Raw genomic sequence first — 3203 nt, forward strand, 5'->3', positions numbered from 1 at the left:
AACAAAAGGGGAGTGAACCATTATTAAGTTCACTCCCCTTTTGTTTTTCATTATTTTAATTCTAACAGGAATAGGCTAAACTACTCTTCTACGGTAAGTTCTTTGCATGATTCACGGACAATGAGTTTATCAGGAAGAATAAATTGATCTTTCTCTATTTCTTCATCTTTAATTAATTTTAACAGTAGACGCATCGCTTTTTGACCCATATCAAACGTTGGTTGTGCCACGGTTGTTAGAGCAGGTTCAAAAATCGATGCAAATTGAATATCATCAAAGCCAATAACAGATAAATCCTCTGGCACTCTTAAACCTTTAGATTTAGCGGCTTTAATGGCGCCCATAGCCATTTCATCATTACCGGCAAAAAGGGCTGTAGGAGGATTCTCTAGTGACAAAAATTTCATCATTAAATTAAATCCACTTTCAAAAGAAAATTCACCTTCCTGTACCAAACTTGGATCCACAGACAGGCCATGTTGCGCCATTGCTTGATGAAACCCCCTGCATCGATCTCGTCCAACTACAATATTCAAGGGTCCGGAAATATGTCCAATTCTCTTGTGGTTTAAGCTAATTAAATATTCAGTTGCCTTTCTTGCACTGCTAACATTATCAATGGAGACCGTAGGCAGCTTGGAACCCTCATAGTATTCACACGCCAATACTACAGGGTAATCCTGAGATAAATCTTCTAATATTTTTTGATCGGTCCTTGCCGTTAATAATATCAATCCATCTGCTTTTTTTTGACCTAATATCGTTAAAAAACTAGTTTCGCTTTCGACATCGTTTCGCGCATCTCCTAGAAGTACTTGATATCCGTTTTCGATGGCAATGGATTCAATTCCGCGCAGCACCGCAGAAAAGAAAGTATTGGTTATATCAGGAACTACTACAAGAATTGTTTTGGTTTCAGATCTTCTTAATTGTCTTGCCAGCATATTAGGCTGGTAATTTAATTTTTTTATGGCTTCTAAAACTTTTTCAGCTGTTTCTTTTTTTACAGTCCCTGCATTACTAATGACTCGGGATACTGTGGCCGTTGAAACATTTGCCATTTTTGCAACTTCCGCAATTTTGACCATATATTGCTTTCCCCTTCAGTGTTCGTTTACATTTATTGTAATCGATTACATGAATAAATACAATAACTTTACATAAATGAAAAAATGGACCTTGTGTACAAACTGTCTCATTCCTAGAAAATTGAATAACAAAAAAACCCATTAAAATAGGTTTGAGTATTCCCCGCAGCAGCGCCAGATTGGCCACCTATGGAATTGGACTGGTGCAGGGACTTTTGAAATTTTTTGCAGCCCCAAATGTAATGTTTTTCCCATTCGCTTTACCCCCTTGAAAATATTCCAATAAAAAACAGAATCATCCCTAATAAAAACGAACTCCTTTTAAAAAGAAGTTCGTCTACCATCATAAAATTAATGACTTCTCGAAATAATTTAAGGAACTATATTCTCAGCAACTTCACTAGATACTTCTCTTGAACGATATGGAAACAAATTCGTTAAAGCGTAGTATACAATCGCCCCAACAAGCGCAGATGAAGTAAAACTTAAATCAATACCGCCGACGACAGATACGAATGGACCGGTGAAAATGCTGGTACTTGTAAACAACAATCCCACGATCAATCCAATCGTCCATGAAATAATAGCAGGTATGTTAAATCCGCTAGAGTACCAATAGCTGCTTGACGTAGAACTATTGTGTAAATCTAATGGTTTATACCGCCCTTTTACCAAGTAATGTCCGACAAGATTGATCGCTAACCAAGGTGACACACCCACGATAATGATAATAACAAACCCGTCGATTAGGTGTATCATATTGGACACATCTTGAACTCCGATAAATACCAAGAGAAAACCGACAATTGCCATAATTACGGTGGTTGTTACCCGTTTAAGCGTCCAACCGAGGGATTCGAGAGAAAGTCCGGCACTGTATAAACACAACCCACCGTTCGGCAGAGCACCAAATATCCCTGCAATTGTAATTGGAGCGATCCACCATGATGGAGCCCCCCCAATAATTCCTGTTACGAATGGGGTAGATAAATCCTTCACCGTTGACATCATAAATGATGCAGGTACCATTGCTAACCAACACCCGACAAACATTCCAAGGGATGTGGCCCCTGCCAATTTCGTCGAACTATGACTATTGGGAATATATCGGCTATAATCCCCAACAAATGGTGCATACGAAATAGGAACCGAAGCGATTACCAGCATGGCGAGTGCCCAAGTCGGCCAAAAACCACCTAATACATAATGACCACCTTCGTAACTAACGTTGAACTTTGTAGCAAATATAAACACAGACATAATGACAATACTTCCTACCAGGTAGGTTCCTATTTTTTCAAACAAAACTACTACTTTATGACCCATTATTGCTACTATTGCGGTTATGACACTGACGATGATACACCCTATCAATAATGTACCGGTTCCTTCTGACCAGCCAAACAACCGGTGACCTCCCGCGACGAAGGCTTGAGCCCCTGTCCAAACCATAAGAGCATAGAAACCAATCGCTATTACAATATTAAGAAACGAACCAATAATACGGCCCTTTACCCCAAAATGTGCTCCACTTGCTAGTGCTCCATTCGTACCTGTTCTCTGTGACAAAATGGAAATTGGTCCGATTGCAATGGAGCCAATCACAAGCCCCACCGTCATTGCCCAGAATGCTGCCCACCAGCCAAGTCCGAACACAATTGGTAATGAACCGATTGCCATAATGCCAAAAGCAAACTGCGAACCACATAGGACGTAGAACACATTGGATGCCTTTGAATTCCGCTCATTCTCCGGAATCATATCGACACCGCGTATTTCAATTGAAGAATGTTCTTTCATCTTAACCGTTTGGTTGCTCAAATACATACCTCCGTTTAATGGTCATAATTTCTTTAAAAAGTACCATCTCTCGCAAAGAAGTCGTATTAAATCGCAGTAGAGTGATTCCATCTTTATTCAGTTTTTTCCATATTCAGTGATACAAAATCATCCTTTTACCACAAGGGAATAATTAGTTTAGTCAATCAAGCCAGCTGTGGTTTAGCAGCTTTCATTTCATCGATCACAATGTCTCCATCTTTTACAATTAATTTACCGTCTAGATATAACGTACAATTTTTCATTGGTAAATCAAGATGGCATGGGGTATCGTTG

General features: G+C 39.3%; 2 protein-coding genes. Both read right to left on the minus strand.

The window, feature by feature from the left end; genetic code table 11:
* Window positions 1–80 precede the first annotated feature (80 nt).
* Complete coding sequence (locus tag V7659_RS30950) at window positions 81–1088, minus strand: LacI family DNA-binding transcriptional regulator (RefSeq protein WP_335543825.1); 1008 nt, start codon at window positions 1086–1088, stop codon at window positions 81–83.
* Between the two features lie 372 nt (window positions 1089–1460).
* Entirely contained in the window at window positions 1461–2909 is a 1449-nt protein-coding gene (locus V7659_RS30955) for a purine-cytosine permease family protein (protein WP_335543826.1), read from the minus strand.
* Between the last annotated feature and the right edge of the window lie 294 nt (window positions 2910–3203).

Origin of the sequence: Neobacillus drentensis (assembly GCF_036966985.1) — a bacterium.
Taxonomy (GTDB): Bacteria; Bacillota; Bacilli; order Bacillales; family Cytobacillaceae; genus Neobacillus; species Neobacillus drentensis_E.

Bases quoted from the DNA above. Each gene is read 5' to 3' on its own strand.
- V7659_RS30950 (WP_335543825.1), bottom strand. From the start codon at position 1,088: ATGGTCAAAATTGCGGAAGTTGCAAAAATGGCAAATGTTTCAACGGCC.